Raw genomic sequence first — 3512 nt, forward strand, 5'->3', positions numbered from 1 at the left:
GGACGGGGAGGAGGAGGGGCGGTCAGACCGCGACGGCGACGCGTTCGGCACGCCGCGTGCGGGAGGCGCTCGGCGTCGTGGCGCGCACGAGGGCGTCGCCCGTCAGCTGCACGAGCGCGACCGTGGCGACCAGGATCACGATCGTCGCGAGCATCACCGTGTTGTCGAACCGCTGGTAGCCGTAGGTGACGGCGACGTAGCCGATGCCGCCGGCTCCGATCGTGCCCGCGATGGCCGAGTACTCGATCATCGCGATGGTGTTGATGGTCAGGCCGCCGATGATCTGCGGCACCGCCTCGCTGAGTTGCGCCGAGCGGATGACCTGCAGTCGCGACGCTCCGGACGCTCGGGCCACGCGGGTCAGCGCGATCGGCACGCTCCGCAGCGCGTTCTCGACGATGCGGGTGAAGAACGCGATGCCCGCGATCGACATCGGCACGACGGCGGCCGCGATCCCGATGTTGGTGCCGGTGATCAGCCGGGTGAACGGCATGATCGACGCCATCAGGATCAGGAACGGCAGCGACCGGCCGATGCTGATCACCCAGCTCAGACCCTGGTGCGCGGCGCGGTTCTCGAACAGCCCGCCGGGCGCCAGGTTGTGCACGGCGGCTCCGAGCGGGATCCCGACGAGCACGACGATCGTCATGACGATGCCGACCATGATCAGCGTCTCGCCGAGCGCGGGCAGGACGAGCGCGGGGATCTCGGCGATCGGAACGCGGTTGTCGACATGCAGGCTCATGCGGCGACCTCCTCGGCGAGGGCGACCGGAGCGGAGGCGTCGCGGGCGGGAGCGGGGCGGACCGAGAGGCCGAGCGGGCCGGCCGCGTCGACGAGGCGGCGCTCGTCGACTCCGTCCAGCGCCACGGTGGCGTGGCCCACGGCCCGCCCGCCGATGGTCTCGATCGCGGCGCCCAGCAGCGACACCGGTCCGACGGAGTCGGCGAGCCGCGCGATCCAGTCCGCCGGCACGTCGGGGCGCGCGTAGCCGAGCACCCACTCCGTGAGGCCGGGCGCGGGAGCGGCGGCGGGGCGCAGCGGGTTCAGGGCCAGACCCAGCGGCGAGGAGGCGTCGCGCAGCAGGTCGACGAGGCGCCCCGACTCCACGATGCGGCCGTCCTCGAGCAGGGCGGCGGAGTCGGCGACCTGGCGCACCGTCTCCATCTCGTGGGTGATGAAGAGGATCGAGAGCCCCAGGTCGTCGCGCAGCTCCTTCAGGAGCGTGGTGATCGCGGTGGTCGACGCCGGGTCCAGGCCCGAGGTGGCCTCGTCCGAGAGCAGCACGCTGGGGCGCAGCGCCAGGGCGCGCGCGATGCCGACGCGCTGGCGCTGGCCGCCCGAGAGCTGGTGCGGGTAGTGGCCGGCGCGCTCCGAGAGCCCGACGCGGTCGAGGAGCTCGGCGACGCGGCGCTTCGTCTCGGCGGCCGTCACTCCGAGGTACTCGAGCGGCAGAGCGACGTTCTGCGCCGCGGTCCGGCGGCTGAAGAGCCCGTCGGACTGGAAGACGGTGCCGATGCGACGGCGGGCGACGCGCAGCTCCTGCTCGGACAGCTGCGAGAGGGCGTCCCCGTTGACGACGACCGAGCCCGAGGTGGGCCGCTCGAGCAGGTTCACGCACGCGGCGAGCGTGCTCTTCCCGGCGCCGCTCGGCCCCACGACGGCGAAGATCTCGCCCGTCGCGACCGAGAAGTCGAGGCGGTCGAGCACGGTGACGGCGGCGTCGCCGTGCCCGTAGGCCTTGGTGAGCTGCTCGAGGCGGATCATGCCTGGTGTCCTTCCGGGACGGTGCGGAGCGGGCGCCGTCGGCGCACGGGACGATGATGGAGCATCGTCGCCGCCTCGCGTCGCCCTCGTGACGTCCGCCGTAACACTGGGCCGTGGCCCACCCCCGGAAGGGTCTGGCTCAGTACACGAACCAGCGCAGCCAGTCGCGGTTGTGGGCGTGCACCAGCGCCAGGAACACGACGACGTCGAAGAGCAGGTGCACGCAGATCACGTAGGTCAGCGACTTCGTCTTCGAGAAGATCCAGCCCTGCAGCAGCGCGAACGGGATCGTGAACGCCGGCGCCCACTCGCGGTAGCCCAGCTCCCACAGGAACGACACGAAGACCACCGCCTGCAGGATGTTCGCCCACCACAGCGGGAGGTGGCGGCGCAGCACGGCGAAGACCACGCAGATGAAGAACAGCTCGTCCCAGATGCCCACGAAGCCGACGCCGACGAAGAGGCGCGCGATCTCGTCGGGAGCGTGGATGGCCGGCCAGTTGAGGTAGGCGCCCGAGCGGATGAAGTAGAACGGCAGCAGGATCCAGCCCAGCACGAGAACCGCGGGCAGGTACGACTTCTCCAGCGGCGTCCACTTCTGCCCGGTGCGGATCGGGAACCGGATGATCCGCCGCTTCGTGCCGTACCGGTCGATGGCCCAGGGCACGGCGACGGCCGCCGAGAGCACGACCCCCATCAGCGCCATGTTGGGGTAGTCGAGATTCGCCTCGACCGAGATCGTGCTGACGATCACGAGGCCCGCGGCGATGAGCGAGAGGTCGACGGCGAGGACGCGGTCGATCGCCAGGGCGAGCAGCAGGCTCGCGGCCAGCACGAGGTAGCCCGCGAGGGGCAGGCGCAGTCCGAAGAGGAGCACGGCCGAGGCGGACATGCCGGCGGCGGGAGCGAGAGCGGGAGGCACGGGTTCAGGGTAGGCGCGGCGAGGTCGCCGAACCCTGCTCAGCGCAGCGCGTCGAGGGCGATGGCCGCGGCCCGGGCGACGAGCGCGTCGTCGTAGTCCTGGGCCGGATCGTTCCGCTCCGTCAGCACCGCGATCACGATCGCGGCGGCGTCCGGCCGCTCGACGAGCGCGAGGTCGGTGCGCAGCCCGCCCGCCCCTCCGGACTTGTCGAAGACGGTCCAGCCCTCCGGGGCGCCCGCTCGCACGAGCGCGTCCCCGGTGGCGTTGCCGCTCATCCACTCGCGGAGCAGGTCGCGGTCGTCGGGGTGGAGGGCGCCGCCGAGCAGGAGCGCCCGCAGATCCGAGGACAGGGAGCGGGCCGTGCCGGTGTCGAGACCCTCGGGCGTGGTCGTGTTCAGCTCGGGCTCGAGGCGGTCGACGCGGGTGACGTCGTCGCCGAGCCCGCGCAGCGCCTCCTGCAGTCCGGGAGGACCGCCGAGCTCCCCGAGCACCACGTTGTGCGCCGTGTTGTCGCTGACGCGCACGGCGGCCTCGGCCACCTCGCCGAGCGGCAGACCGGAGGCGGTCGCCGGGCCCGTGACGGGGGAGTGGTCGACGACGTCGCTCCAGGTGACGACGCGCTCGAGATCCTCGGGTGCGGTGCGCGCCAAAAGGGCGCCGGCCGCGAGCGCCTTGCTCGAGGAGGCGAAGCGGAAGCGCTCGTCGGCGCGGTGCTCGAGGATCCGCTCGTCGCCCGTATCGACGACGACGAGCCCGATGCGGGCGTCGTACTCGGCCTCGAGGGCGTCCATCGCCGCTCCGATCGCCGGCACGACCGCCGACG

At 72.4% G+C, this 3512-nt stretch carries 4 protein-coding genes; all 4 read right to left on the bottom strand.

Annotated elements, in window-relative coordinates:
* Positions 1–22: 22 nt before the first annotated feature.
* Positions 23–745, bottom strand: a complete 723-nt coding sequence (locus NB037_RS18910) for a methionine ABC transporter permease (RefSeq protein WP_251948519.1) — start codon at positions 743–745, stop codon at positions 23–25.
* Positions 742–1767, bottom strand: coding sequence for a methionine ABC transporter ATP-binding protein (locus NB037_RS18915; RefSeq protein ID WP_251948522.1), 1026 nt, complete (start codon positions 1765–1767; stop codon positions 742–744). Before NB037_RS18915 ends, NB037_RS18910 begins: the two co-directional genes overlap by 4 nt.
* A gap of 139 nt (positions 1768–1906) precedes the next feature.
* The gene (locus tag NB037_RS18920; RefSeq protein ID WP_251948525.1) at positions 1907–2689 is read right to left on the bottom strand and encodes a CPBP family intramembrane glutamic endopeptidase; all 783 of its coding nucleotides are present in this window, start codon (positions 2687–2689) and stop codon (positions 1907–1909) included.
* 38 nt (positions 2690–2727) lie between these two features.
* Positions 2728–3512: class A beta-lactamase (bla, locus tag NB037_RS18925; RefSeq protein WP_251948528.1), on the bottom strand; the 785-nt coding region annotated here is incomplete at its 5' end.

The sequence above is a fragment of the Rathayibacter rubneri genome, assembly GCF_023743255.1.
GTDB classification, from domain to species: domain Bacteria; phylum Actinomycetota; class Actinomycetes; order Actinomycetales; family Microbacteriaceae; genus Rathayibacter; species Rathayibacter rubneri.

Excerpts from the sequence above, each read along its gene's own strand:
- NB037_RS18915 (WP_251948522.1), bottom strand. The coding sequence starts at position 1,767 with ATGATCCGCCTCGAGCAGCTCACCAAGGCCTACGGGCACGGCGACGCC.
- NB037_RS18910 (WP_251948519.1), bottom strand. The coding sequence starts at position 745 with ATGAGCCTGCATGTCGACAACCGCGTTCCGATCGCCGAGATCCCCGCG.